Origin of the sequence: Cupriavidus sp. IDO (assembly GCF_000812465.1) — a bacterium.
Taxonomy (GTDB): domain Bacteria; phylum Pseudomonadota; class Gammaproteobacteria; order Burkholderiales; family Burkholderiaceae; genus Cupriavidus.
This window is the reverse complement of the sequence record NZ_JWMA01000052.1, coordinates 1-25881: the sequence shown is the minus strand read 5'-3', so window position 1 is coordinate 25881 and position 25881 is coordinate 1. Positions and strand designations below refer to the sequence as shown.

Annotated in this window: 25 protein-coding genes; 21 read left to right on the top strand and 4 right to left on the bottom strand. The window is 65.3% G+C overall.

The annotated features are described in order from the left end of the window. Positions 1-394 precede the first annotated feature (394 nt). Positions 395-622: a hypothetical protein gene (locus RM96_RS17030; RefSeq protein ID WP_039012254.1), complete on the bottom strand. Its 228-nt coding sequence runs from the start codon at positions 620-622 to the stop codon at positions 395-397. A gap of 347 nt (positions 623-969) precedes the next feature. On the opposite strand from RM96_RS17030, the gene RM96_RS17025 reads away from it, so the two are divergent. After that, a complete protein-coding gene (locus RM96_RS17025) occupies positions 970-1551 on the top strand; it encodes a PadR family transcriptional regulator (RefSeq protein WP_039012253.1) in 582 nt (193 codons plus the stop codon). Between the two features lie 46 nt (positions 1552-1597). Here the strand turns inward: RM96_RS17025 and RM96_RS17020 are convergent, their stop codons facing one another. Next, positions 1598-2593 carry an NAD(P)H-dependent flavin oxidoreductase gene (locus RM96_RS17020; protein WP_039012252.1) on the bottom strand — a complete coding sequence of 332 codons (996 nt, stop codon included), beginning with the start codon at positions 2591-2593 and terminating at the stop codon, positions 1598-1600. A 53-nt stretch (positions 2594-2646) separates the two neighbouring features. After that, the gene (locus RM96_RS17015; protein ID WP_039012250.1) at positions 2647-3081 is read right to left on the bottom strand and encodes a nuclear transport factor 2 family protein; all 435 of its coding nucleotides are present in this window, start codon (positions 3079-3081) and stop codon (positions 2647-2649) included. 214 nt (positions 3082-3295) lie between these two features. Between RM96_RS17015 and RM96_RS17010 the strand changes: the two genes are divergently transcribed. Together RM96_RS17010 and galE are read left to right on the top strand one after the other, a co-directional pair. After that, positions 3296-4315 (top strand): tyrosine-type recombinase/integrase, encoded by a 1020-nt coding sequence (locus RM96_RS17010; RefSeq protein WP_039012249.1) that lies wholly within the window; start codon positions 3296-3298, stop codon positions 4313-4315. Positions 4316-4494: 179 nt separating this feature from the next. Further along, positions 4495-5514 (top strand): UDP-glucose 4-epimerase GalE, encoded by a 1020-nt coding sequence (gene galE, locus RM96_RS17005; RefSeq protein WP_039012248.1) that lies wholly within the window; start codon positions 4495-4497, stop codon positions 5512-5514. 142 nt (positions 5515-5656) lie between these two features. Here the strand turns inward: galE and RM96_RS17000 are convergent, their stop codons facing one another. Continuing rightward, on the bottom strand, positions 5657-5968 hold the full coding sequence (locus RM96_RS17000) for an H-NS histone family protein (protein WP_039012247.1): 312 nt from the start codon (positions 5966-5968) through the stop codon (positions 5657-5659). A gap of 495 nt (positions 5969-6463) precedes the next feature. Here RM96_RS17000 and RM96_RS16995 point away from each other — a divergent pair, with 495 nt between their 5' ends. From RM96_RS16995 to cheZ, 18 genes are all read left to right on the top strand, one after another. After that, a complete protein-coding gene (locus RM96_RS16995; RefSeq protein ID WP_039012245.1) occupies positions 6464-8167 on the top strand; it encodes a methyl-accepting chemotaxis protein in 1704 nt (567 codons plus the stop codon). 121 nt (positions 8168-8288) lie between these two features. Next, positions 8289-10259 carry a putative bifunctional diguanylate cyclase/phosphodiesterase gene (locus RM96_RS16990; protein WP_039012242.1) on the top strand — a complete coding sequence of 657 codons (1971 nt, stop codon included), beginning with the start codon at positions 8289-8291 and terminating at the stop codon, positions 10257-10259. Between the two features lie 187 nt (positions 10260-10446). Then, positions 10447-10827 carry a response regulator gene (locus tag RM96_RS16985; RefSeq protein ID WP_039012241.1) on the top strand — a complete coding sequence of 127 codons (381 nt, stop codon included), beginning with the start codon at positions 10447-10449 and terminating at the stop codon, positions 10825-10827. 163 nt (positions 10828-10990) lie between these two features. After that, on the top strand, positions 10991-11467 hold the full coding sequence (locus RM96_RS16980) for a chemotaxis protein CheW (protein ID WP_039012240.1): 477 nt from the start codon (positions 10991-10993) through the stop codon (positions 11465-11467). A 153-nt stretch (positions 11468-11620) separates the two neighbouring features. Then, a complete protein-coding gene (locus tag RM96_RS16975; protein ID WP_039012239.1) occupies positions 11621-13267 on the top strand; it encodes a methyl-accepting chemotaxis protein in 1647 nt (548 codons plus the stop codon). Positions 13268-13378: 111 nt separating this feature from the next. Beyond that, on the top strand, positions 13379-15232 hold the full coding sequence (locus RM96_RS16970) for a methyl-accepting chemotaxis protein (protein WP_039012237.1): 1854 nt from the start codon (positions 13379-13381) through the stop codon (positions 15230-15232). A gap of 55 nt (positions 15233-15287) precedes the next feature. Beyond that, entirely contained in the window at positions 15288-16022 is a 735-nt protein-coding gene (locus RM96_RS16965; protein WP_039012236.1) for a DUF4088 family protein, read from the top strand. A gap of 404 nt (positions 16023-16426) precedes the next feature. Then, positions 16427-16744, top strand: a complete 318-nt coding sequence (gene flhD, locus RM96_RS16960) for a flagellar transcriptional regulator FlhD (protein ID WP_039012235.1) — start codon at positions 16427-16429, stop codon at positions 16742-16744. Then, a complete protein-coding gene (flhC, locus tag RM96_RS16955; protein ID WP_039012234.1) occupies positions 16741-17346 on the top strand; it encodes a flagellar transcriptional regulator FlhC in 606 nt (201 codons plus the stop codon). The genes flhD and flhC overlap by 4 nt, the downstream gene beginning before the upstream one ends. Positions 17347-17466: 120 nt before the next feature. After that, entirely contained in the window at positions 17467-18330 is an 864-nt protein-coding gene (gene motA, locus RM96_RS16950; RefSeq protein WP_039012257.1) for a flagellar motor stator protein MotA, read from the top strand. Between the two features lie 19 nt (positions 18331-18349). Next, entirely contained in the window at positions 18350-19318 is a 969-nt protein-coding gene (gene motB, locus RM96_RS16945) for a flagellar motor protein MotB (protein WP_039012233.1), read from the top strand. A gap of 60 nt (positions 19319-19378) precedes the next feature. Beyond that, complete coding sequence (cheA, locus tag RM96_RS16940) at positions 19379-21382, top strand: chemotaxis protein CheA (RefSeq protein ID WP_039012231.1); 2004 nt, start codon at positions 19379-19381, stop codon at positions 21380-21382. A 36-nt stretch (positions 21383-21418) separates the two neighbouring features. Beyond that, positions 21419-21913, top strand: a complete 495-nt coding sequence (locus tag RM96_RS16935; RefSeq protein WP_039012228.1) for a chemotaxis protein CheW — start codon at positions 21419-21421, stop codon at positions 21911-21913. Between the two features lie 39 nt (positions 21914-21952). Then, positions 21953-22861: a CheR family methyltransferase gene (locus tag RM96_RS16930; protein ID WP_039012227.1), complete on the top strand. Its 909-nt coding sequence runs from the start codon at positions 21953-21955 to the stop codon at positions 22859-22861. Continuing rightward, on the top strand, positions 22861-23523 hold the full coding sequence (cheD, locus tag RM96_RS16925) for a chemoreceptor glutamine deamidase CheD (RefSeq protein WP_039012256.1): 663 nt from the start codon (positions 22861-22863) through the stop codon (positions 23521-23523). The genes RM96_RS16930 and cheD overlap by 1 nt, the downstream gene beginning before the upstream one ends. A gap of 22 nt (positions 23524-23545) precedes the next feature. Further along, positions 23546-24616 (top strand): protein-glutamate methylesterase/protein-glutamine glutaminase, encoded by a 1071-nt coding sequence (locus RM96_RS16920; RefSeq protein ID WP_039012226.1) that lies wholly within the window; start codon positions 23546-23548, stop codon positions 24614-24616. A 78-nt stretch (positions 24617-24694) separates the two neighbouring features. After that, complete coding sequence (gene cheY, locus RM96_RS16915; protein WP_039012225.1) at positions 24695-25078, top strand: chemotaxis response regulator CheY; 384 nt, start codon at positions 24695-24697, stop codon at positions 25076-25078. Positions 25079-25094: 16 nt separating this feature from the next. After that, on the top strand, positions 25095-25727 hold the full coding sequence (gene cheZ, locus RM96_RS16910; protein WP_039012223.1) for a protein phosphatase CheZ: 633 nt from the start codon (positions 25095-25097) through the stop codon (positions 25725-25727). Positions 25728-25881 lie beyond the last annotated feature (154 nt).

Sequence of the window (25881 nt, the reverse complement as noted above, 5' to 3'; positions counted from 1 at the left end):
TCAATACCTCGCGCCGTCTCGTCCCAACGCGGCAGGCATCGTAGCTATGCCCTGAAGCCCATACCCGTACAAAAACCGTCGAACACTACGATAAGACTCCCGCCCGGCGGGCAAGAAGGCGCTCTTTGGTTCCTTTCTGGCGCCGTCAGAAAGGAACTCGCCCGCAGGGCGAAACGAGGCCGTTGACCTTCGACAGAGGCCTGCAGCAGGCACCGAAGCACGAAGCCAGGGCCGTCGACCTCCGACAGCGGCCAGCCGCAGGCACTGAAGCACGAAGCCAGCGCCGTCGCCCCCCCAAAAAAAAAGAGCCCGCAAGAAACTCGCGGGTTCAATCCAAAGCCGCAGCTCGGCCTGGAGGAGACAACCACAGAGAAAATCTGCTGGCCCGGCCTACTCAGCCCAGGCTGTACTTCACAACCTGTTCTTCGACGCCGACAAAACGCACGAGCTGCCGCAGGCCGCTGGCGTATTCCTTGATATGGTGGCCTTCCGGCGTATCCGGCAGGCGGTAATAAACAGGCGCCTTGGCGGGCAGGGCCGGGATGATGCCGATCCGGCTGTCATCAGCATCGGCTTCCCAGGCAACGTCACGCTCCTCGGCAAGATCGGGTCTTCCGGTCATGCGCATACTCCAGGGTTTAGGCAGGGCGCGCAGCTGGCGGGGCGATGACCAGATACGCGCGGATAAATGAATGGCAATGTATGGAATGTATGCCATGCGCCACGAAAATGCCATTTCGTGTTTTTTAATTCTGGTTGCTAATTATTTACGAAACTGACAAATATAACGAATCCGTGTTACGGATCGTATTTGGTTCGGCGTTTGACCCCCCGCACCGCAGGAATGCGATGGCGGACGTCGCGCGGCCAGCGGGCGTTGCGCTAACATAGCGCGATTCCCGAGGGACGCACCTGCCGCATTGGCCCCGATGTTTACGTAACCGCCCCCGCGGCAACCTGCGCAGCCGAATGTCGACACAGCACGCCTTGTTGATTTCCCTGATCGAGAAACCGTCTTCCGGCTACGACCTGGCCCGGCGGTTCGACCGTTCCATCGGCTATTTCTGGCACGCCACCCACCAGCAGATCTATCGTGAACTGGGCCGCATGGCCGACCATGGCTGGATTGTTGCCGAAGACAACGGCGCGCCGCCCGATCCCGACGTGACCGCGGCCGAGCGCAAGAACCGCAAGAAGGTCTATCAGGTGCTGCCCGCAGGCCGCGAGGAACTGGTGCGTTGGGTGCTGGAACCCGGCGCCGGGCTGGACCAGCGTGAGGAGATCCTGGTCAAGCTGCGTGCCGATGCCGTGATCGGGCCGCTCGGGCTGGGGGAGGAGATGCGCAGGCTGATCGCGCTGCATCAGGCGCGCCTGGAGACTTACCTCGCCATCGAGAAGCGTGACTTCTCGGCAAACCGCATGGACCGCGCCCAGCAGATGCGATATGCGCTGCTGCAGCGGGGCATCCGTTTTGAAGAGGACTGGGTGGCCTGGGGGAACGAGCTCCTGCCTTTGCTCGATGCGCCGCCGCAAGGTGCGCGGCGGCAGTGACATGTCTTTGAGCCGCCCCTGAACGGGGCGGCTGCAGCGGGGAATGTCAGGCGACGTCGACCGCGCGCGTGCTGGTTGCCCCGGCTTCGGCCAGGCCCAGGCGGCGGCGGGCCAGCGCGTATTCCTCGACAAAGCGCCGCACCAGCTCGGCGGCCGGCACTACGCGCTTGATCGCACCCACGCCCTGGCCGGCGCCCCAGATATCCTTCCACGCCTTGGCGCTGGCCGAGCCGAAGTTCATCTTCGACGGATCGGACTGCGGCAGTGCCGCCGGGTCGAGGCCGGCGCGCTCGATGCTGCCGCGCAGGTAGTTGCCGTGCACGCCGGTGAACAGGTTCGAATACACGACGTCGTTGGCGGAGCTGTCCACGATCATCTGCTTGTAGCCGTCCTGCGCATTGGCTTCCTCCGTGGCGATGAAGGCCGAGCCGATATAGGCCAGGTCGGCGCCCGCGGCCTGCGCGGCCAGGATGGCATCGCCACTGGCAATGGCGCCCGACAGCAGCAGCGGGCCGTCGAACCATTCGCGGATTTCATGCAGCAGCGCAAACGGCGACAGCGTGCCGGCGTGGCCGCCGGCGCCGGCCGCCACGGCCACCAGGCCATCGGCGCCTTTTTCGACCGCCTTGCGGGCGAAGGCGTTGTTGATGACGTCATGCAGCACGATGCCGCCGTAGGAATGCACCGCGTCGTTGACTTCCACGCGCGCGCCCAGCGAGGTGATCACGATGGGCACCTTGTAGCGTACGCACAGTTCCAGGTCGTGCTCCAGGCGGTCGTTGGACTTGTGCACGATCTGGTTGACCGCAAACGGGGCGGAGGGGCGGTCGGGATGCTTCGCATCGTGCTCGGCCAGCTCGGTCGTGATGCGGTCCAGCCATTCTTCCAGCTTGGGCGCCGGGCGCGCGTTCAGCGCCGGGAAAGAGCCGACTACGCCGGCCTTGCACTGGGCGATCACTAGGTCGGGGTTGGAGATGATGAACAGCGGCGAGCAGACCGCGGGCAGCGAAAGCCGGTTCCGGAGCAGGGCGGGAAGGGACATGAGCAGAGTCTCCTGAGGTTGTACGGTGATGCGAAAGGGATGATGAAGGCTTGTCAGGCCGCGCCGGTCAGTACGTCTTTCTGGCTTGCCAGCCGTGCGGCCATGGCAGCGCCGAGCGCGTCCAGCCCGGTGCGGGGCCTGACCATGACTTCGAACTCGACGATCTTGCCCTGGTCGTCAAAGCGGATCATGTCGATGCCCTTGAGCGCCTTGCCGTCAACGCTGGCGCTGAATTCCAGCACGATGCTGTGGCCGTCTTCGCTGACGAAGCTGCGGTGGTAGCGGAAATCGCGGAAGACCTCGTTCACGGTCGTCAGGACCAGCGCAATGGCAGCGCGGCCCGGGTACGGCGTGTGGGCGACCGGCGAGCGGAAGACCCCTTCGTCGGCCACGATGGCATCGAGCCCGGCCATCGAATGGGTGGCGATCATCTCGTGCCAGGCAGCCAGCGAAGGCTGCGCGGCGGGGATCAGGGAAGCTGGTTTCACGAAAGTCTCCTCGGTCCGGCGTTGGTGTGGGTCTGTCTCTCTTTATGCAACCAGTTGCATAGTTTTGGGGAAGGTAGCACGCGCCCGCCGGGCGCTGCAAGCCCCGGCTGCTGAAGTTTGCTTCGGTTGCCGGCGCGGTGCTTTCGCCGGCACCTCGAGCAGTGACGCCTTGTCTACAATATCCGCATTGCCATCCATGTTTGCAGGAGAGTCAGTGACCACTAAGCCCAGCGCCGACCCTTCGCGGGCCGCCTTGTTCGATGCGGACCTGGCCGCCTGGCGCGAACATCCCGAGCGGGCGTTCGACGGCTGGCTGGCCCGTCATGGCTTTCGCCACGGCACCAACGTGGTCTACCGCGCGATGTGGGGGAAGCTGCTGCGATGGTCGGCCGAGCGTGGCCTGGCGCCGTTGAGCTGGTCGGCGGAACAGATTGGCGAATTCCTGGATGCCCAGGATCTGCACAAATCCCATCGCTATCGCTACGCGCGCCTGATCGAGCGTGTGTTCCATCATCTGGCCAGGCTCCAGGCCAACCTGCACAACCCCGCCAGCCAGGCTGTCCGCGCCCATCTGGCGGAAGGCGAAAACGATCCCACCGCTTTCCTGTTGCCCGGCGAGCGCGATCTGCTGATCGCGCGCGTGCTGGGACCAGCCGCCGATGACGCTGGCGCGGCCGCCGTGGCGGCTTCTCCGACGGAGTGGAAGCGGGCTCGCGACGTGGCGTTGGTGGCGGTGCTGATGGGCGGCGGCCTGAAAGTCGGGGAGGCGCGCGCATTGCGCGTGGATGCCATCGATGCCGCCCGCGCCGGGGCGGTGGTGCTGCGCATGGTCAGGCCGGACAACGGCCGCACCTACGAAGTGCCGCTCTTCCCGTTTGCGCATCGCCCGCTGCTGGCCTGGCTTGCGCGGCGCGAAGCATCCGGAACGCTCGGCAGCCTGGCGTTTCCCGCCATGGCCAACGGGCGGCCGATGCATGCGGCCTCGGTCTACCGCCGGGTCGAAGCGCTGCTCGACGAGGCTGGGGTGCTGGCCGGCCGCAGCGAGCGCGCCTCGCCGCAGACCCTGCGCAATACGTGCTGCGCCATGCATTTCGAGGCCGGGGCCGCGCCCGCCACGGTAGCGCAGTTGCTGGGCATGCGGGATCTGGAGTCTGGCTGGCGGCTGCGGGCATCCTATGAAGCGTGGCTCGCCCGCGCCGGCCTGCAGCCTGTGGAGCGCCGCGACCAGATGTAAGTACGGTGTTACGCGGCGTACAGTCGCTGTAACAGTTAGCGGTTAATATGTGGCCCGATGTGCCGTCAGGCGCGGAGGAAGCACTAGTTGGTGCCGTACTCCCGCCATTGCCACTTCCTGCCTCGGCACGGCGGCCGACGCATTTTCCGCCAGCTAATTCCTCATACTCCAGTCAATTCATGTCCGAAACACTGCTTCTCACCGGTGCCACCGGCTATATCGCCTCTCATACCTGGGTTGCCCTGCTCAACGCGGGCTACAACGTGATCGGACTGGATAATCTGTGCAACAGCAGCCGGGTAGTGGTGGAGCGCCTGGCCACGATTACCGGCAAGACGCCGGATTTTGTCGAGGGCGACGTGCGCGACCGCGCCCTGCTGGACCGGCTGTTTGCCGAGCACCGCATCAGCGGGGTGATTCATTTTGCCGCGCTCAAGGCCGTGGGCGAGTCCGTGAGCCAGCCGCTGGAGTATTACAGCAACAACCTGAACGGCCTGCTGACTCTGTGCTCCGCCATGCGTGACGCCAACGTGAAACAGCTGGTGTTCAGTTCCTCGGCCACGGTTTATGGCAATCCCCATGCGGTACCGATCCTCGAGGATTTTCCGCTGTCGGCGACCAATCCCTACGGCCAGACCAAGCTGATGAGCGAGCAAATCCTGCGCGACCTGGAAAAATCCGATCCGGAGTGGCGCATCGCCTACCTGCGTTATTTCAATCCGGTCGGTGCGCATGAAAGTGGCCTGATCGGCGAAGATCCGCGCGGAATTCCGAATAATCTGATGCCTTATGTCGCGCAGGTCGCCGGCGGCCGACGCGAGAAGCTGATGGTATTCGGCGGCGACTATCCCACCGTCGACGGCACCGGCGTGCGCGACTATATCCACGTCTGCGATCTGGCCGACGGCCATCTTGCCGCGCTGGTCTACCTGCGCGACAAGAAGCAGGGCATGACGGTGAATCTCGGCACCGGGCGCGGCTACAGTGTGCTGGAAGTCGTTGCCGCCTACCAGCGCGCCAGCGGACGGGCCGTGCCCCATGAAATCGTCGCCCGGCGTCCCGGCGATATTGCCTCGTGCTATGCCGATCCGACCCTCGCGCAAACGCTGCTGGGCTGGCGCGCCCAATACGATATCGACCGCATGTGCGAAGACTCGTGGCGCTGGCAGTCGACCAATCCGCTTGGCTTTGACGCCTGATTAAACCGCCCGGCACGGGTGCGTACCCGTTTCTGCGAACACAGCCAGCAGTCGGGCGGGCTCGAAAAAGACAAAACGCCACGGAAACTCCGTGGCGTTTTGTCTTACCGGCCGGCGTTGCAAGCCGGCGGGTGTGCACCGTTCAGCGGATCAGGAAATCCTCGACCGACTTGCCGGCGGCCAGGGCCTGGGTCAGCCAGCCCGGGCGCTTGCCGCGGCCGGTCCAGGTATTGCCGGCGCTGTCGCGATAGCGCACCGGCACCTTGCGATTGACACCGGCCTTCTTGCCGGCGGCAGCCTTCGCGCCAAATCCGAGGTCTTCCGCGGTCAGGCCATATTGTTCGATTTTCTCGCGAATATCCGCGATCACCGCGGCCTGTTCGCGTGCCTTGATTTCTTCGGCTTGCTTCTGCAGTTCGCTGATTTTCTGAACGATTTCCTGATAAGTCGCCATTGCGTCCTCGATTTACGGGTGGGGTGCGTGAAATGTCGAAAGAATTATAACGGCGCGGCGCTGCGGTGCAAATGGTTTTGACCCATTTGAGGCTGGTTTTGCGAAAAGTCTTGCCGTGTTTTCGCGCTGAACTTTTCCGACCCGGGCTGGTCGCCGCCTCATTAGCCTGAATCCGCCAGTGCCGGGCGGGCGCGTGCCGGGCGGGCGTCCGCCATTAAATGGGCTGCTCCGCTTTTTTAAGCGATTGGCGATCACCACGGTGGTGCAGGGGTTAATCACGAGGCAAAACCGATAATTCGATGCGCTTGCCGGATTACGTGCGATCTGTCGCGCACAAATTCCCGGGCGGTGAATATTGCGCTGCGCAAATCCGGGCTCGCTCAAGGATGGAAGGGGGAGCGCCGTTATCCGGACAGGGCAGATCGTCGGGGTGTCGGTCTGCCGTACCGGGGCCGGGGAGCGTGCCCCGTGGATTGCTCACTGTCTCCTTACATCATGTCCGTCCAGAACAATATCCAGATCAAGGCCCTCCTGCGGGGCGCCATGGCAACGCTGTCGCTGTTACTCGTCCTGGTAGGTGGTGCGGGCCTGTACGGTATTTCACAGAGCAACGAGTCGCTGAAGGAGACATACGCGAACCAGCTTGGCTCGACGGTTGTGCTGAGCGAGGCCATGCTTGGCACCACGCGCATGCGCCTGGCGCTGGATCGCAGTGTCATGCAAGGCGAGCAGGAGGATCCGAAGGTCAGCGTGGACCGCTCGAAGGTGTTTATCGATGTCTCCGAGTCTGCCTGGAAGCGTTATGCGAGCCTGCCGCAGAACGACGAGGAAAAGGTGCTTGCCGGCGAACTCGGCCGTCTGCGCCAGGATTTCATGGAGAAGGGCATCCTGCCGCTGCAGCAGGCACTGCTGGGCGGCAACCAGGAAGAGGCCATCCGCCTCGCAAAGAAGGTCATGCCGGACCTGCAGCGCAGCATGTCGACGGCCCACGAAAAGCTGCAGAAATTCCAGATGACCACCGGGCAGGCCAGTTTCGATGCCTCGCAAGCCCGCTTCCAGCGGATCCGCATCCTGTCGTTCGTGCTCGTCGCGCTTGGCCTGCTGCTGGCTGTGTTCTGCACCGCCACGCTCAATCGTGCCATCGTCAAGCCGGTGGAAGAGGCGCTGTCCGTGTTCGAGCGCATTGCCCGCGGCGACCTGACCTCGCGCATCACCAGCATTTCGAAGAACGAGATCGGCCGCATGATGCAGGCGCTGGCCGCGATGCAGGACAGCCTGTCGAACATCGTTGCCGAAGTACGCAGCGGCGCGGACTCGATGGCATCGGCCACGCAGCAGATCTCGACCGGCAACCTCGACCTGTCGCAGCGCACGGAAGAGCAGGCGTCGTCGCTGGAACAGACCGCCGCCAGCATGGAAGAGCTCACTACCGTGGTGCGCCAGAACGCCGACAATGCGCGCCAGGCCGGCGTGCTGGCCGGCGAGGCTTCGCAGATCGCGCTCAAGGGCGGTGACGTGGTGGGCCGCGTGGTCGACACCATGAACGAGATCAACGGCGCCTCGCGCAAGGTGGTCGAGATCATCAGCGTGATCGAAGGCATTGCCTTCCAGACCAATATCCTGGCGCTGAATGCCGCGGTGGAGGCGGCCCGCGCGGGTGAGCAGGGCCGAGGCTTTGCCGTGGTGGCGGGCGAGGTGCGCAGCCTGGCGCAGCGTTCGGCGTCGGCGGCCAAGGAAATCGAAGCCCTGATCAGCGAATCCGGCCAGCGCGTGGAGAGCGGCACCAAGCTGGTGGCCGAAGCCGGCCAGACCATGGGCGAGATCGTGCAGGCGGTCCGTCGCGTGACCGACATCATGAACGAAATTGGTGCCGCCTCGCAGGAGCAGACCAGCGGTATCGAGCAGGTCAACCAGGCGGTCAACCAGATGGACCAGGTCACGCAGCAGAACGCTGCACTGGTCGAGGAAGCCGCCGCCGCGGCCGGTGCGCTGGAAGAGCAGGCGCAGAAGCTCAAGGGCGTGGTGTCGGTGTTCAGCGTTGGCAGCGCCGGCGCAAAACCCGCCGCGGTGGTTGCGCCCAGGGCGGCGGGGCGGGTCAAGGCCCGTCCGGCGCGCTCGCCGGTAACCGTTGCCGTCCCGGCGCGCCCGGCACTTGCCGCTGGGGCTGCGAAGGCCGACGACGACTGGAGCGCGTTCTAAACAGTCAATCCGTCGATGCAAGTATTGTCTTGTTCACACGCCGGCCGCAAGATGCCATGATGCGGGGTTTGCCCCGCGTCCCGGCGTACTTCGCGCATCCCTATTTCCTTCGCGCAGCCCAATGATTGCCATGAGTTCCGCCCTTTTGCTGCTCGCTGCCCTGCTTGGCGTGGCCGCCGTGCTCGGCGTTCGCGCAGCCAAGCCGGATGGCGACAGCGGGAGCAGGCCGCTGCGGGCGCTGTCCTGGTGGGCGGCGCTCCTGTCGCAGCTTACGGTCGGTATGCCGGCCCTGGTGGCGCTCGCCTCGGGCAGCATGCCGGCAGCCAACGAGCCCATGCAGATGGCGGCAGCCTTTGCCGCCGCCGCCGGGGCCACCGCGGCTTTCAAGATGCTGGTGCATTGGCTGCGGCAGGGCACCCGGTTCTGGCGCGGGCTGGCAATCACCGCCGTGGTCGCCGGCGCGGGGCTGGTCGCCGTGGCAGGCACCCGGCTGGGCCGGGTCTGCGGCAGCGGCTCGCTGACCGCGCGCGACTGTATCGATGCGGCCGGGCTGCCGCCCCCGGCCTGGCTGGCCGGCGGCCTGACCGCGATGTGCCTGCTGATGTTCGCGGTGCACAAGGCGCAGTCCCGTGGCTGGCTGCCGCCGCCCGCGCGAACCGAAACCGGCCTTGCCGACGAGCTCTATGACGCCCCGCCGAGCACGCCGCCGCAGGTCGAGTCACGTCAGGTCCGGCGTGCCGGGCGCATTCCCGGACGCCTGACGGTGCGCGCTGCGGCGCGCGGTCAGGGCACGGTCGGCGAATACAGCGTGGCCACCACCTTGCCCGACCGCGTGGGCTTCGGCCGCTGGCTCGACCAGGCCATCGCGCAGGCACGCCTGGCCGACAGCAGCTGTGCAGTGCTGCTGATCCATATCGCGGACTATCGCGAGGTCGATGAAGTCTTCGAGGTGCGCGCCGACGACATCCTCGCGCAGGACGCCGGCGCGCTGGCGCAGGCCGCGCTGGAGCCGCACGACTTCCTCGCGCGGCTGGCCCGCGACGAATTCGCTGTCGGCGTGCCGGAGCTGGTGCACCACGGCCGCGCGCAGGAACTGGGCTCGCGCGTGCTGGGCTCGCTGGCCGAGTTTGTCGCCGCGCGCGGGCTGCAGATGCAGATCGGCGTGAATATCGGCATCGCCATCTACCCGCGCGACGCGCAGACCTCCGAATCGCTGATGCAGGCGGCGCGTGTCAGCCTGACCGAGGCACGCCAGAGCGGTTCGAACCAGGTCCGCGTGTTCAACAGCGCGGCCGGCGAGCGCGCACGCCGCACGCGCGTGATCCGGCGCGACCTGTGGCTGGCGATCCAGGACGATGCGCTGTCGCTGCAGTTCCAGCCCAAGTACGACACCAGGCGCCGCACGCTGGTGGGTGCCGAGGCCTTGTGCCGCTGGCGCCATCCGGCGCTCGGCCAGGTCAGCCCGGCCGAGTTCATCATGGTGGCGGAACAGTCCGGCCAGATCGACAAGCTCGACGACTGGGTCATCGCCACGGTCTGCCGGCAGGCGCGCCAGTGGCAGGATGCCGGCCTGCCGCTGGTGCCGATTGCCATCAACGTTTCGGGGCTGCGCTTTGCCAGCCGCAATTTCCCGCAGTACCTGCTCGAGCAGATCCACCAGCACGATATTCCGCCTTCGGCGATCACGCTGGAGATCACCGAGACCGCGGCCATGAAGGACATCGGCAAGTCGCTCGAAACGCTGGCCGAGTTGCAGTCGCTCGGCATCCAGGTAGCGCTGGACGATTTCGGCAGCGGCTACTCGAGCCTGGGCTATCTCAAGCGGCTGCGTGTCGGCACGCTCAAGATCGACCGCACCCTGATCGGCGGGCTCGATACCGACGCCCATGGCCGCGCCATCGTCGGCTCGATGGTCGCGCTGGCGCACGAACTGCGCATGAAGGTGGTGGCCGAGGGCGTGGAGTCTGCCTCGCAGCTCGACATCCTCAATGAAATGGGCTGTGACGAAGTGCAGGGCTACCTGCTCTCGCTGCCGCTTGATGCCGCCGGGTTTGCCGAAGCGTTGCGCACGCCCGAGCCCGTGCAAGCCTGAGAACCCAATTCACAATGAAGTAGGGGCGCCCCTTCATCATTGTGAAATGGGTTCTAAAGACTTCCCCCCGCACTGCCGATATCGACTCTGGCAGGCTGCCGGCCACTGGCACGGCAGCCCGCCGGCCTGTCCGTCGCCGGCCGTGCCCCTCCATGGCGGATCAACTGCTCTGCAAACGGAGTCGCCAATGTCATCCCCAAGCATTCTCGTCGTCGACGATTCGCCTTCCCTGCGCCGCATGATCGGCGCCTGCCTGCGCGCGGCGGGATACGCGGTGACCGAAGCGGCCGACGGCGACCAGGCGCGGGCGCTGGCGCAGCAGTCCAGCTTCGGCATGCTCGTGACCGACCAGGTCATGCCGGGCATGGATGGACTGACGCTGATCCGCAGCCTGCGCGCGACCGAGCGCTACGCGCGCATTCCCATGCTGATGCTCACCACCGAGGCCGATAGCCGCATTCGCGAGCAGGCGCGCGAAGCGGGCGCTTCGGGCTTCCTGCCCAAGCCGTTCGATCCCGGGCAGCTGATGGAAGCCGTGTCGGCGCTGATCCCCACTACGGAAGGGTAAGCCCGCACGGAGGCCGCCCTTCAGTCACGCGCCCGCCTGCCGTAAACCAAAGAAGGGCGAAGTCATGCCCGGGTGTCATGCCGAAAGGACCATGTCCGGATGACACGCCAAAAACAGCAGCGGACAACCAGCGGCCAGGCATGGCCAATTGGGGGGCACAACGATGAAGCACACTGACAAGGCAGATGGCGCCGGCGAAGAATTCCTGGCGTTCACGCTTGGCCGCGAGGAATACGGCATCGACATCCTGAAGGTGCAGGAGATCCGCGGCTATGAGTCCGTCACGCAGATCGCCAATGCGCCGGATTACCTCAAGGGCGTGATCAACCTGCGCGGCATCATCGTCCCGATCATCGACCTGCGCATCAAGTTCCGCCAGGAGAAGATCAGCTACGACCAGTACACCGTGGTGATCATCGTCGACCTCAACGACCGCACTACGGGCATCGTGGTGGACGGCGTCTCCGACGTGCTGACGCTGACGCCGGAGCAGATCAAGCCCACGCCGCATTTCTCCGGCGAGCTGGCCACCGACTACATCCGCGGACTCGGCTCGGTCGAAAGCCGCATGATGATCCTGGTAGACATCGAAAAGCTCCTCAACACCGAGGAACTGGCCGCGCTCGACGCGGTTGCCTGAAACCAGAGCGCCCCCGAATCGCCCGGGCCGCGCGTAGCTACCCGCCGCACGTATCCCGGAAGCCTGCACGCCGGCACGACCCACTGTCTTCCGGCCCGAACCCAGCCCTGGCGCATCCACCGCCAAGCGTCAGGGCCAGCAGTATTGTCATTCATGCGAAACAACCAACCTGTCACCCAGCGCGAATACAAGCTGTCCCCAGCTGACTACCTGATCTCGCGCACCGACCTGAAAGGCCGCATCACCTTCGCCAACCGCACCTTCATCGAAGCCAGCGGATATTCCGCGCAGGAACTGCTGGGCGCCCCGCACAACCTGGTGCGCCATCCCGACATGCCGCCCGAAGCCTTTGCCGACCTGTGGCAGAACATCCAGGCCGGGCGCTCATGGATGGGCGTGGTCAAGAACCGCCGCAAGGACGGCGACTTCTACTGGGTCAGCGCCACCGTTACGCCGACGCATGCCGACGGCCGGCTGGTGGGCTATACCTCGGTGCGCTCGATGGCCTCGCGCGAGCAGATCGAAGCTGCGGGCGCTGCCTATGCAAAGTTCCGCGCTGGCCGCGCGGGCGGCCTCGCGATCCGGGAAGGCGCAGTGGTGCGCAGCGGCCTGGTGGGGCTGGCCGGCCGCCTGATGCGCTTCAACCTGAAGCGTCGCATCCTGTGGGCGCAGGCCGGCGGGCTGGTGTGGTTCCTGGCCGCGCTGCTGGGGGTGGAAGCCGTTGGCGGCGATGCCGTGGCAGGTCTGCGTCCGTGGCTGTGGGGTGGCTTTGCGCTCGCCGTGCTGACGTCGTTTGCCGCCGGCACCATGCTGCTCGCCCGCGTGCACCGGCCGGTGAAGGAGATGCTCGATTTCGCCTTGCGCATGGGCGCGGGCGACCTGACCACCAGCTTCGACCACCATTCCGGCGACGAGATCGGCGCGCTCGCGCAGGCCATGCAGACCATGCAGCGCAGCCTGCTGTCGGTCGTGCATGAAATCCAGGAAGGCATGGCCAGCATCTCGTCGGCCACGTCCCAGGTGGCGGCAGGCAACAACGACCTGTCGCAGCGCACGGAGCAGCAGGCCGCCTCGCTGGAGGAAACCGCATCGAGCATGGAGGAGCTGACCAGCACGGTGCGCCAGAACGCCGACAACGCGCGCCAGGCCAGCGGCCTGGCGGCGAACGCGTCGGAAACGGCGGTGCGCGGCGGCGAAGTGGTGGGCCGCGTGGTGCAGACCATGGACGAGATCAACGATGCGTCGAAGAAGATCGTCGACATCATCGGCGTGATCGAAGGCATTGCGTTCCAGACCAACATCCTGGCGCTGAACGCGGCGGTGGAAGCCGCGCGCGCCGGCGAGCAGGGCCGCGGCTTCGCGGTGGTGGCGGGCGAAGTGCGCGGCCTGGCGCAGCGCAGCGCGAACGCGGCGAAGGAAATCAAGGGTCTGATCGGCGATACGGTGGCGCGCGTGGACAACGGCTCGGCGCTGGTCGGCCAGGCCGGCAAGACCATGGACGAGATCGTGCAGGCCGTGAAGCGCGTGACCGACATCATGAGCGAGATCAGCGCCGCCTCGGCCGAGCAGAGTTCGGGCATCGAACAGGTGAACCAGGCCGTGGCGCAGATGGACGAGGTGACGCAGCAGAACGCCGCACTGGTGGAGCAGGCCGCCGCGGCGGCCGGCTCGCTGGAAGAGCAGGCAACGCGCCTGCGCGACGCCATTGCCACCTTCCGCATCAGTATGACGGCCGAAGTTCGTCCGCAGCGTCCGCGCCGTGAAGGCGTGGCATCGGCACCCGCTCTCGCGACTGCCTGAGGGCGTAGCCAGGCGGGCCAGGGCAGGCGGCACCTGAGCCGTCCGCACCAGGAGAAGAGGGCGCGGCCGTGAAGCCGCGCTCCGGATAATCAGTTACAAGGGGGTAGTTTTATGCATTGGTTCAATCAACTGCGCGTTACGACCAGGCTTGTTGCCGGATTCCTGGTTGTCTCCGTGATCGGCGCCGTCATGGGGCTGCTGGGCGTGATCAATATGGGACGCATGGCCGACTGGACCGGCAAGATCTACAACGGCGACCTGCAGGCGCTCAAGGCGGTGCAGGATGCCAACATCAACCTGGTCTACGCCAGCCGCGCCCAGATTGCGCTGCTGTCTGCCTCGACCATGGGCGAGCGCTCGCTCGAGAAAGAGCAGATCACCAAGTCGCTCGGCCTGATGGACGACCGCATCAAGCAGGTCGCCGGCGTATTCGAACAGCCCGAGGGCAAGGCACTGGTGAAGGAATACCAGGGCCTGTCGCCGACCTTCCGCGACCGCATGAGCAAGTACGTCGAGCTGGTCAGCAAGCAGCCGCTCGATACCTCGCAGTTTGAAAGCCAGGTCTTCACCGAGAGCGCCGAGCTGATCAAGGACAGCCACGCGCTGGAAGAGGTCATGCTGAAGATGGTCAAGCGCCGCGACGATTTCGCCCGCAGCAACATGGAGGAGGCGCGCAGCGTGTACACCAGTACGCGCCTGTGGATGCTCGGCCTGGTGCTCGGCGGCATGGCGCTGTCGGTGGCGCTGGGCGTGTTGCTCGCACGCGCGCTGTCGCGCCAGCTGGGCGGCGAGCCGGGCTATGCCGTGCAGATTGCCTCGCGCATCGCCGAGGGCGACTTCTCTTCGCCGGTGACCACGCGTGCCGGCGACCGCAGCAGCCTGGTCCATGCCATGAAGCAGATGCAGGGACAGCTCTCGCGCATGGTGCGCGAGTTCAAGGAATCGGCCGAGTCGATCGGCTCGGCATCGCGCGAGATCGCTGCAGGCAACAACGACCTGTCGCAGCGCACGGAGCAGCAGGCCGCATCGCTGGAAGAAACCGCATCGAGCATGGAAGAGCTGACCAGCACGGTGCGCCAGAACGCCGACAACGCGCGCCAGGCCAGCGGCCTGGCGGCGAACGCGTCGGAGACAGCGGTGCGCGGCGGCGAAGTGGTGGGCCGCGTGGTGCAGACCATGGACGAGATCAACGATGCATCGAAGAAGATTGTCGACATCATCGGCGTGATCGAAGGCATTGCGTTCCAGACCAACATCCTGGCGCTGAACGCGGCGGTGGAAGCCGCGCGCGCCGGCGAGCAGGGCCGCGGCTTCGCGGTGGTGGCGGGCGAAGTGCGCAGCCTGGCGCAGCGCAGCGCGAACGCGGCGAAGGAAATCAAGGGGCTGATCGGCGATACGGTGGCGCGCGTGGACAACGGTTCGGCGCTGGTCGGCCAGGCCGGCAAGACCATGGACGAGATCGTGCAGGCCGTGAAGCGCGTGACCGACATCATGGGCGAGATCAGCGCTGCCTCGGCCGAGCAGAGCTCGGGTATCGAGCAGGTGAACCAGGCCGTCGCGCAGATGGACGAAGCCACGCAGCAGAATGCCGCACTGGTCGAGCAGGCCGCGGCAGCGGCCGGCGCGCTCAACGACCAGGCTGCACACCTGCAGGCCGCGGTCGCCACCTTCCGCCTGGCGCAGGAAGACGCCATGGGTGCGCGCTTTGATGCGAAGCCCGCGGTGAGGCCTTCTGCCACCCCGCTGGTAGCCAAAGCGGCACGGGCAGCGGGCGCCGTGAAGGCCCTTGCAGGCCGCAGCGCGCCTGCGGCAGTGACAGCCGTGACCGCGGCAGCCGCCATCGAAACGGATGGGAGTGCCGGCCACGACGGCGACCAGGAACCCACGCTCAAGCCCGCAGCGCCCGCCAGGCTATCGCCGCGTATTGCGGCCGTGACGGACAACGGAGACTGGAGCGCGTTCTGAGCCATGCCGCTACCGTGCGAGCCACGGCCCGCGCGGGCGATTCTGCGCCACAACTATGACAACCGATATCACACTGGCCCTGCCGCTCGACGATGCTGCCAGGCTGCGCAAGGAATTCCAGCAGTTTGTCAGCGTATCGACCGGGCTCGACAGCGAATTCCTGCCGCCGGAGTTCGACGACTTCCTGCGTGCGCGCCTGCTCCAGCATGACGCACCGTTGACCGAGCGCGCCGTCACGCGCCTGCTTGCCGGCGGCGAATACGGCTGGGCGCGAAGGGTCTTCGACAAGCAGTTGCCCAATGCGCTGGCCGCGCTGATGCGCGACGCGCAGCGCTTCGGCTTCGGGCTGGCGGTGCAGCCAGAATGGACGCCGCAGCAGCGCCTTGCGCATGCGCGCGAATGGGCCACGCAGGTACTCACCGAGTGCGGCGCGGACAGCGCCTTCACCGATGCGTTGGCGGCACAGGTCGCCGCCTCGGCGGAAGACATTCGCGTGCTGGAAGAGCGCATGCGCACGCCTGCATGGCGCCTGGCCGAAAGCCTGCGGCAAAGGGCCTACGACCTGATGTATGCCCTGCAGACCGAAGAGAGCGAGGCGGCGGGCCGCTCGCGCGTCGGGGAGCTGCGCGCGATGCTTGGACTGGCACTGGAATACGGCTCGGTGCAGCCCGGTGAAGCGTCCCGCGTGATGGAGCAGGTGGAGCGCGCGCGCCCGCAGCTGTTCCGCGAAGCGCCCGACGATATCTTCGCCAGGATCGCGGGCTGGCTGCGCGGTTTTTTTGCTCAGTGACGACGCCGTAAGTCAATAGTGGAATCCGGGAGGTCGGCCAGGTTATCGGTCCGGCACGCCGTTGCTATGACGTTTGCGATACTGCATTGAGCCTAATCAAATGTCTGGCCCGTGAATTGTTACAAAATTCGCCGCGGCCATGTATCTTTCGTGCGACATTTCCGATCCCCCGCGTAAGTGGGGATTGGCATTGCAGGTAGATTGCCGATATAAACGTAACAGTTTCACTTACACTCTGTAACACTTGTAACGGTGTTGATAAGTGTGACGAGAGCGGAAGTTCCTTCAGTCGTACGTTGTACCCGCCTGGAAACGCACTGAAACGATCTGGTCGCCGGCAGCCCTTCAGGGCCACCGGTAAGCGCCGGACAAGCGGCCAGCGGGTTTTTGGTAGCGGGGAAAAATTGGAAAGCAGTGAAGTTCTCCAGGAGATCAGGGAGGTTAACCTCGCCTATCTGCTGCTCGCGCAACGACTAGTGCGCGAAAATCACGTGGAAGCCATGTTCAGGCTTGGCGTCAGCAAGGAAATTGCGGGCATCCTTGCCAAGCTGACCTCGGCGCAACTCGTCAAGCTGGCGGCATCGAACATGGTGCTGTGCAGGTTCCGCTTCGACGACCATGCGCTACTCTCCACCCTGACACATACGGCCAAGAGCCATGACATGCAGCAGATCCACGCCGCGATCCTGCTCGCACGTCAGCCTGTGGAGTCACTCAATTGACCGCGCTCCTGCAGGCCCAGCCCGCCCGGAGCTTCACGGCCACTCCCGTCCCCAATCGCAAGAGCGTCCTGCAGGATGCCAACCAGACCCAGCTCGCCATCGAGCTGATCGGCCTGGGTGCGCGCCTGCAGGTGCTGGAAGCCGAGACCACGCTCTCGCGCGACCGGCTCATTCGCCTCTACAAGGAGCTGCGCGGCGTCTCGCCGCCCAAGGGCATGCTCCCCTTCTCGACGGACTGGTTCACCACCTGGCTGCCGAATATCCACTCGTCGCTGTTCTTCTCCGCGTACCAGTTCATGGTGCAGGAAGGCGAGACCGTGGGCATTCGCGCCGTGGTGGCCGCTTACCGTCTCTACCTTGAGCATGTTTCGCTGCTCGGCGGCGAAATTGTCTTAAGTTTCACCCGTGCCTGGACGTTAGTACGGTTCTTCGAGAGCAACATGCTGCAGCTATCGCGCTGCACGTGCTGCGGTGGACAGTTTGTCACGCACGCCTATGAGCCGCACGCGAATTTCGTTTGCAGCCTGTGCCGTCCACCCTCGCGTGCCGGCAAGGTGAAGAAGCTCTCGAAAGACGCCGCCGCCCCGCAGACCGACGCCTGATCCTGGTCAAGGTCCGCCTGGCTGGCAAGCTCAGCAGCACTGGCGACCGGCAACCCCGTTCGCCCGTGCTCCGGGCAATTGTGCGTGACTGACGCGCGTTTTTTAGACGGGGATCCGATCGTGCTAGTAGTTCTTGGCTATGTCGTCGTGGTAGCGGCGGTGCTTGGCGGTTACGCCATGACCGGCGGCCATATGGGCGCGCTTTATCAACCGGCGGAGCTGATCATCATTGGCGGCGCCGCGCTGGGCGCTTTTGTCGCCACCAATACGACCAAGGCGATCAAGGCCACCGCCCGCGCGCTGCCGGGCCTGTTCAAGAGCTCCAAGTACAAGAAAGAGCTGTACCTGGACGTCATGTCGCTGCTGTACGTGCTGCTGTCCAAGGCGCGCCGCGAGGGCATTCTCTTCCTCGAGAAGGAAATTGCCGATCCGGCCTCCAGCAGCGTGTTCAGCCAGTATCCACGCATCCTGTCCGACTCGGTGGTGATGGAGTTCCTCACCGACTATCTGCGCATGATGGTCAACGGCAACATGAACGCGTTCGAGATCGAGGCCCTGATGGACCACGAGATCGAGACCTTCCGCCATGAGGCCGAGATTCCCGCCCACGCCCTGTCGCGTGTCGGCGACGCCCTGCCGGCGTTCGGCATCGTGGCCGCCGTGATGGGCGTGGTGCACGCGCTGGCTTCGGCGGACCTGCCGCCGGCGGAGCTGGGTGCGCTGATTGCACACGCCATGGTCGGCACCTTCCTGGGCATTCTGCTGGCGTATGGCTTCGTCTCGCCGCTGGCCTCGCGCATCGAGCTGCAGGTCTCCGAGAACGTGAAGGTCTACGAGTGCATCAAGGTCGTGCTGCTGGCTTCGCTCAATGGCTACGCCCCGCTGGTGGCGGTCGAATTCGGCCGCAAGGTGCTTTATTCCACGGTCAGGCCGTCGTTCCTCGAGCTCGACGACCACGTGCGTGAAGTCAAGAGCCTGAACTGACGCGAGCGGAGCCATCGCCATGAGCAGCGCACACGATATGCGTCCGATCATCGTCCGCAGGGCGAAGTCGCACGCAAGGCCGCACGGCAACCACAGCTGGAAGATTGCCTACGCCGACTTCATGACGGCGATGATGGCGCTGTTCCTGGTGCTGTGGCTGCTTTCCAGCGCCAACAAGAAGACGCTGGAAGGCATTGCCGAGTATTTCCGCATGCCGCTGAAGGTGGCCATTGTCGGCGGCGAGAAAAGCAGCCAGTCGCCCAGCGTGATTCCCGGCGGCGGCATGGACGCCATGCGCAAGGACGGCGAGGTCCTGCGGGCCCGCGACAACGAGACCTCCGACGAACAGCGCCGCAACGAGCAGCAGGAAGCCCAGCGCCTGCGCGCGCTCAAGAACCGGCTCGAGCAGATCATCGAGAACAACCCGGTGCTGCGCCAGTTCCGCCCGCAGCTGCTGCTGGATATCACCAGCGAGGGCCTGCGCATCCAGATCCTGGATACGCAGAACCGGCCAATGTTCCGTACCGGCAGCGCCAACGTCGAAACCTATATGCGCGCCATACTGCGCGAGATCGGCCCGGTGCTGAACGAGCTGCCGAACAAGGTGAGCCTGTCGGGCCATACCGATGCGGCCAACTACTCCAACGGCGAGCGCACCTACAGCAACTGGGAACTGTCCAGCGATCGCGCCAACGCCTCGCGCCGCGAGCTGATTGCCGGCGGCATGAACGAAGGCAAGGTGCTGCGCGTGCTGGGCCTGGCGGCAACCATGCCGCTGGACAAGAGCGACCTGCTGGCCCCGGTCAACCGCCGCATCAGCATCGTCGTGCTCAACCAAAAGGCGCAGGCGAGGTTCGAAGCAGAGAACGCCAGTGCCGCCGAGGTCTCGGTTGCCGCGCAGGCAGGCAAGGTTGCCGGCGAGATGCAGGCAGGGCTGGAAGCGGCGTCGGCACCGGCCGCCGCGAAGCCAACAGGCAAGACCCAATGATGCATGGCCGCCGTCCGCGGCGGCCATGCCTAGCGCAGTAATTTAGTGAGTCAGGACGCCATGTCTGTCGATATCGATATCACGCAGTTTTACCAGACCTTCTTCGAAGAGGCGGAAGAGCTGCTCGTTGAAATGGAGCAGTTGCTGCTCGGGCTCGACCTCGAGTCGCCAGATCCGGAACATCTCAACGCGATCTTCCGTGCAGCGCATTCCATCAAGGGCGGCGCGGCCACGTTCGGCTTCGCGGCGCTGACTGAAACCACGCATATCTTCGAGAACTTGCTCGACCGCACGCGCCGGCAGGAACTGGCGTTGTCCCGGACCATCATCGACACCTTTCTGGAAACCAAGGACGTGTTGCAAGATCAGCTCAACGCCTACCGCAACGGCACCGAACCCGATCCTGAAACGCTGGCGCGCATCTGCGCAGTCCTGCAGCAGCTGGCGCAGGAAGCCGCCGGCCACGCGAGCGGAGCCGCGCCTGCGCCTGCGGCTCCGGCGCCAGCTCCCGCCGCCGTGGCGCCGGCAGCGGCGGACGGCGCCGGCGGCCTGAAGATCCGCCTGATCAAGGTATCCGCCGCCGACCAGGCGCTGCTGCGCGAAGAACTCGCCAACCTGGGCGAGATCACCGGCCAGCAGGAAGAGAACGGCGAGCTGGCAATCTGGCTGAACAGCCAGTGCAGCGCCGACGACATCATTGCCGTGTGCTGCTTCGTGATCGAGGCCGACCAGATCGTGGTCGAAGCGGCCGCCGCCGCGCCCGCTCCGGCCGCAGCCCCTGCGCCTGCCCCGGTTGCCGCACCGGCCGCGGCAGCGCCCGCAGCCCCCGCCGCGAAGGAGAAGGCCAGGCCGCAAGCCGCGGCCGCCGCGCATGGCCAGGAAGGTTCGATCCGCGTGCCCACCGAGAAGGTTGACCAGATCATCAACCTGGTTGGCGAGCTGGTGATCACCCAATCGATGCTGGCGCAGACCGCATCATCGCTGGACCCGGTGCTGTTCGACCGGCTCTTCTCCGGCATGGGCCAGCTCGAGCGCAACGCGCGTGACCTGCAGGAGGCGGTGATGTCGATCCGCATGATGCCGATGGACTATGTGTTCTCGCGCTTCCCGCGCGTGGTGCGCGACCTGGCCAGCAAGCTCGGCAAGCAGATCGACCTGGTCACCCACGGCAAGGCCACCGAACTCGACAAGAGCCTGATCGAACGCATCATCGACCCGCTCACGCACCTGGTGCGCAACAGCCTGGACCACGGCATCGAAACGCCGGACAAGCGCGTGGCCGCCGGCAAGGATCCGACCGGCCAGCTGATCCTGTCGGCACAGCATCACGGCGGCAATATCGTGATCGAGGTCAGCGACGATGGCGGCGGGCTGAACCGCGAGCGCATCCTGAACAAGGCCATCCAGAACGGCCTGCCAGTGTCCGAGAGCATCAGCGACGAAGAGGTCTGGCAGCTGATCTTCGCGCCGGGTTTCTCTACGGCGGAAGTGGTCACCGACGTGTCGGGCCGCGGCGTGGGCATGGACGTGGTCAAGCGGAACATCCAGGAAATGGGCGGCCATGTGCAGATCAGCTCGCGCCCCGGACTCGGCACCACCATCCGCATCGTGCTGCCGCTGACGCTGGCGATCCTCGATGGCATGTCGGTCAAGGTCGGCGAAGAGACCTTCATCCTGCCGCTCAATTGCGTGATGGAATCCCTGCAGCCAAAGGCCGAGGACGTGCACACCGCCGCCAACTCCGACCGCGTGATGCACGTGCGCGGCGAGTACCTGCCGCTGCTGGAAATGCACCGTGTGTTCAACGTGGCCGAAGCGGTTCAGGAGCCCACGCAGGGCATCGCCGTGATCCTGCAGGCCGAAGGCAAGCGCTTCGCGCTGCTGGTGGACCAGCTGATCGGCCAGCACCAGGTGGTGCTGAAGAACCTTGAAACCAATTATCGCAAGGTGCCATGCATCTCCGCCGCCACCATTCTGGGCGACGGCAGCGTGGCGCTGATTGTCGACGTCGGCGCGCTGCAGCGCACCGGCGTGCGCCGGCACGAACCGGCGCTGGCGCAGTAAGCGCGCAACCAGAGAACCACAGGAGAGCAAGACATCATGGCCGGCATCGGACACATCGATACCCCCGGAAGCGACGCTTCGGGCCAGGAATTCCTGGTCTTCACGCTGGGGACAGAGGAATACGGCATCGACATCCTGACGGTGCAGGAGATCCGCAGCTACGAGACGGTGACCCGCATTTCCAGCGCACCGGATTTCATCAAGGGCGTGACCAACCTGCGCGGCGTGATCGTGCCGATCGTCGACCTGCGCCTGAAGTTCCGCCTGGGCAACGTGCGCTACGACCACCAGACCGTAGTGATCATCCTCAACGTGGCCGGCCGCGTGGTTGGCATCGTGGTGGATGGCGTATCGGACGTGCTGACGCTGACGGGCGATGCCATCAAGCCGGCGCCGGAATTCGGCGTGTCGATCTCGACCGAGCACCTGACCGGCCTTGGCACCGTCGATGGCCGCATGCTGGTGCTGATCGACATCGAGCGCCTGATGACGAGCGCCGAAATGGCACTGGTCGAGGCCGAGGCTGCCTGATCTGCACGAGCATTCTGAAGCGCATTACCGAGCCCAGCCATGATGCCGTACCGCACTGCCGCCAGCGTTGCCGGAAATCCGGCCGCCACCGCGCCGGCCGCAAGCCTGCGGCGCGATGAGTCGCGCGATTTCCTGCTGACCGAGCGGGATTTCGAGAAGATCCGCGCGCTGATCCACCGGCGTGCCGGCATCTCGCTGGGCAGCCACAAGCGTGAAATGGTCTACAGCCGGCTCGCGCGCCGGCTGCGCTCGCTGCAGCTTTCCGATTTTGCCAGCTACCTGGCCATGCTGGACGCAGACGAACACTCGCAGGAGTGGGAGTTCTTCACCAACTCGCTGACCACCAACCTGACGTCGTTCTTCCGCGAAGCGCACCATTTTCCGCTGCTGGCCGAACATGCCAAGAAGACCGGCAGGCCCTACAGCGTGTGGTGCTCGGCCGCTTCCACCGGCGAAGAGCCGTATTCGATTGCCATCACGCTGGCCGAAGCGCTCGGAGAGCGCGCCGGCACGGTGCTGGCCACCGATATCGATACGCAGGTGCTCGCCAAGGCGCGTGCCGGCGTGTACTCGGAAGACCAGGTGGCGCGCCTGTCGCAGGAGCGGCTCAAGCGCTTCTTCCTGAAGGGAACCGGCCAGCGCGCGGGCTCGGTGAAGGTGAAACCGGACCTGGCTTCGACCATCACGTTCGAGCCGCTCAACCTGCTGGCCCCGGACTGGGGTATCCGCGAGCGCTTCGATGCGATCTTCTGCCGCAACGTGATGATCTACTTTGACAAGCCGACGCAGGGCCGGATCCTCGAGCGCTTTGTGCCGCTGCTCAAGCCGCACGGCCTGCTGTTCGCCGGGCACTCGGAGAACTTCTCCTACGTTACGCGCGCCTTCCAGCTGCGCGGACAGACCGTATACGAACTGGCGCCGGAAGTGGCCCGGACTGGCAGGGCATGATGCGCACGCCCCATCTTCCCGAAGCCATCGCCACGCGCACCTACTTCGACCGCGAGTTCGACCGGCAAGCCATCAAGCTGCTGCCCAACGAGTACTACGTGACCTCGCAGGACGTGGTGCTGACCACCGTGCTTGGCTCCTGCGTGGCGGCCTGCATCCGCGACGAGAAGGCTGGCGTGGGCGGCATGAACCACTTCATGCTGCCCGACGACGAGGGCAGCAGTGGCGAGCGTGTGGACCGCATGCTGTCGGCGTCGATGCGCTACGGCTGCTACGCGCTCGAGGTGCTGATCAACGAGCTGCTCAAGATGGGCGCGCGCCGCGAGCGGCTCGAAGCCAAGGTGTTCGGCGGCGGCGCGGTGCTGGCCAACATGACCACGCTGAACATCGGCGACCGCAATGCCGATTTCGTGCTGCGCTACCTGAAGACCGAAGAAATCCGCGTGGCCGCGCAGGACCTGCGCGGCCCGCACGCACGGCGCGTCAGCTATTTTCCCGTGAGCGGCCTGGCGCTGGTGCGCCGCTTGACGCGGCAGGACGATCAGGTGCTGGTGGCGCGGGACGAACGCGCGCTGGCGCGCGCCATTGCCAGCTCGGGCAGCGCCCCGGCGCGCGGCGGCGAACTGTTCGCGCGGCAGACGGCTGCGCGCACGCCCTCCTGAATTAAACGAAGCAGAAGCGAATATGACCGCCGCCAAGATCAAGGTGCTTTGCGTGGACGACTCCGCGCTGATCCGCAGCCTGATGACGGAAATCATCAACAGCCAGCCGGACATGGAAGTGGTAGGCACCGCGCCCGATCCGCTGGTGGCGCGCGACCTGATCAAGCGCCTGAACCCGGATGTGCTGACGCTCGACGTCGAAATGCCGCGCATGGACGGGCTGGACTTCCTCGAGCGGCTGATGCGTCTGCGCCCGATGCCGGTGCTGATGGTGTCGTCGCTGACGGAGCGCGGTTCGGAGATCACCATGCGCGCGCTGGAGCTGGGCGCGGTGGACTTCGTCACCAAGCCCAAGCTCGGCATCCGCGACGGCCTGATCGAATACACCGACACCATCGCCGACAAGATCCGCGCCGCGTCGCGTGCGCGCGTGCGCTCGGCCCCGCAGCCGACTGCCGGCGGCGAAGCCGCGCCGATCCTGCGCAGCCCGCTGCTGTCCACCGAGAAGCTGATCATCCTGGGCGCATCCACCGGCGGCACCGAAGCCATCAAGGAATTCCTGATGCCGCTGCCGCCCGATTGTCCCGCGGTGATGATCGTTCAGCATATGCCCGCCGGCTTCACACGCTCGTTCGCGCAGCGCCTGGACGGGCTGTGCCGCATCACGGTCAAGGAGGCCGTGCACGGCGAGCGCGTGCTGCCCGGCTATGCGTATATCGCGCCCGGCGACTCGCATATGCGTCTGGCGCGCAGCGGTGCGAACTACGTGGCGCACCTGTCGCAGGAAGCGCCGGTCAACCGCCATCGCCCGGCCGTCGACGTGCTGTTCGATTCCGCCGCCGAGCATGGCGGCAAGAACGTTATCGGCGTGATCCTGACCGGCATGGGCAAGGACGGCGCGAAGGGCATGCTGCGCATGCGCGAAGCCGGTGCCTACAACCTGGCGCAGGACGAAAGCACTTGTATCGTGTTTGGCATGCCGAAGGAGGCGATTGCCGCCGGCGGCGTGCATGAAGTGGTGCCATTGCAATCGATGAGCCAGCGCGTGATGGCACGACTGGCAACATATGGAACACGCGCCCAGCGCGTCTAAGCAAACCGGGGGATTGCCGCAAAGCAGCGGTCAGCCTCACAACATCATCCACAACTGTAATTCTCTGGAGCCGTAAAAGTGGACAAGAACATCAAGATCCTCGTGGTCGACGACTTCCCGACCATGCGTCGGATCATCCGCAACCTGCTCAAGGAGCTGGGCTTCGTCAACGTCGAAGAGGCCGAGGACGGCGCGGACGGCCTGGCAAAGGCCAAGGACGGCAGCTTCCAGTTCGTCATCTCCGACTGGAACATGCCCAATATGGACGGCCTGAGCATGCTGCAGGCCATCCGTGCCGACGCCAACATCGGCAAGATGCCGGTGTTGATGGTCACCGCGGAGGCCAAGAAGGAGAACATCATCGCCGCCGCGCAGGCGGGCGCCAACGGCTACGTGGTCAAGCCGTTCACGGCTGCCACGCTGGACGAGAAGATCGCCAAGATCTTCGAAAAGCTGGGTTAAGCAGGGAGCCGTTCCGATGACTCCGACCCTCAGCAACGATTCCGCCGAGCAGCTTATCGTCCGCATCGGCAACCTCACGCGGATGTTGCGCGACAACATGCGCGAACTCGGTCTGGACAAGGAGATCGAGCGCGCCGCGCAGGCCATTCCCGACGCGCGCGACCGCCTGAACTACATCGCCGCCATGACCGAGCAGGCTGCCGAGCGCACGCTCAATGCCGTCGAACTGGCACAGCCGATCCAGTCGGATATCGAGCGGCAGGCCGAAGCGCTCGACAAGCGCTGGGGAGCCTGGTTCGAGAAGCCAGTGGAACTGGCCGACGCCCGCTCGCTGGTGCTCGATACCCGCGCGTTCCTGGGCGAAGTGCCGGGCCAGGCCCGCGCCACGGGCAGCCACCTGCTGGATATCATGATGGCCCAGGACTTCCAGGACCTGACCGGCCAGGTGATCAAGAAGATGATGGACATGATCCGCACGCTCGAGCATGAACTGCTTCAGGTGCTGATCGAAAACGTGCCGAGCGAACGGCGCGTGGAAGTGCAGCAGACCACGCTGATGAACGGGCCGCAGGTCAATCCGGAAGGGAAGGCGGATGTGGTTTCGGATCAGGCGCAGGTGGATGATTTGTTGGCTAGTTTGGGGTTTTGACGGGTGGCTGTTTTGACGGCCGGATGTTGGCTGCGGTTTGGCGTTGTCGAAGGTCGACGGCCCGGTTTCGCCCTGCCGGGCGACCTACTTATATGAACGCGCCCCGGTTTGCAAGGTAAGACGAACATGCTGGCTTGAGCAGGACTGGTTGCAG

Bases quoted from the DNA above. Each gene is read 5' to 3' on its own strand.
- RM96_RS17030 (WP_039012254.1), bottom strand. From the start codon at position 622: ATGACCGGAAGACCCGATCTTGCCGAGGAGCGTGACGTTGCCTGGGAA.
- RM96_RS17025 (WP_039012253.1), top strand. From the start codon at position 970: ATGTCGACACAGCACGCCTTGTTGATTTCCCTGATCGAGAAACCGTCT.
- RM96_RS17020 (WP_039012252.1), bottom strand. From the start codon at position 2,593: ATGTCCCTTCCCGCCCTGCTCCGGAACCGGCTTTCGCTGCCCGCGGTC.
- galE (WP_039012248.1), top strand. From the start codon at position 4,495: ATGTCCGAAACACTGCTTCTCACCGGTGCCACCGGCTATATCGCCTCT.
- RM96_RS17000 (WP_039012247.1), bottom strand. From the start codon at position 5,968: ATGGCGACTTATCAGGAAATCGTTCAGAAAATCAGCGAACTGCAGAAG.
- RM96_RS16995 (WP_039012245.1), top strand. From the start codon at position 6,464: ATGTCCGTCCAGAACAATATCCAGATCAAGGCCCTCCTGCGGGGCGCC.
- RM96_RS16990 (WP_039012242.1), top strand. From the start codon at position 8,289: ATGATTGCCATGAGTTCCGCCCTTTTGCTGCTCGCTGCCCTGCTTGGC.
- RM96_RS16985 (WP_039012241.1), top strand. From the start codon at position 10,447: ATGTCATCCCCAAGCATTCTCGTCGTCGACGATTCGCCTTCCCTGCGC.
- RM96_RS16980 (WP_039012240.1), top strand. From the start codon at position 10,991: ATGAAGCACACTGACAAGGCAGATGGCGCCGGCGAAGAATTCCTGGCG.
- RM96_RS16975 (WP_039012239.1), top strand. From the start codon at position 11,621: ATGCGAAACAACCAACCTGTCACCCAGCGCGAATACAAGCTGTCCCCA.
- RM96_RS16970 (WP_039012237.1), top strand. From the start codon at position 13,379: ATGCATTGGTTCAATCAACTGCGCGTTACGACCAGGCTTGTTGCCGGA.
- RM96_RS16965 (WP_039012236.1), top strand. From the start codon at position 15,288: ATGACAACCGATATCACACTGGCCCTGCCGCTCGACGATGCTGCCAGG.
- motB (WP_039012233.1), top strand. From the start codon at position 18,350: ATGAGCAGCGCACACGATATGCGTCCGATCATCGTCCGCAGGGCGAAG.
- cheA (WP_039012231.1), top strand. From the start codon at position 19,379: ATGTCTGTCGATATCGATATCACGCAGTTTTACCAGACCTTCTTCGAA.
- RM96_RS16935 (WP_039012228.1), top strand. From the start codon at position 21,419: ATGGCCGGCATCGGACACATCGATACCCCCGGAAGCGACGCTTCGGGC.
- RM96_RS16930 (WP_039012227.1), top strand. From the start codon at position 21,953: ATGATGCCGTACCGCACTGCCGCCAGCGTTGCCGGAAATCCGGCCGCC.
- cheD (WP_039012256.1), top strand. From the start codon at position 22,861: ATGCGCACGCCCCATCTTCCCGAAGCCATCGCCACGCGCACCTACTTC.
- RM96_RS16920 (WP_039012226.1), top strand. From the start codon at position 23,546: ATGACCGCCGCCAAGATCAAGGTGCTTTGCGTGGACGACTCCGCGCTG.
- cheZ (WP_039012223.1), top strand. From the start codon at position 25,095: ATGACTCCGACCCTCAGCAACGATTCCGCCGAGCAGCTTATCGTCCGC.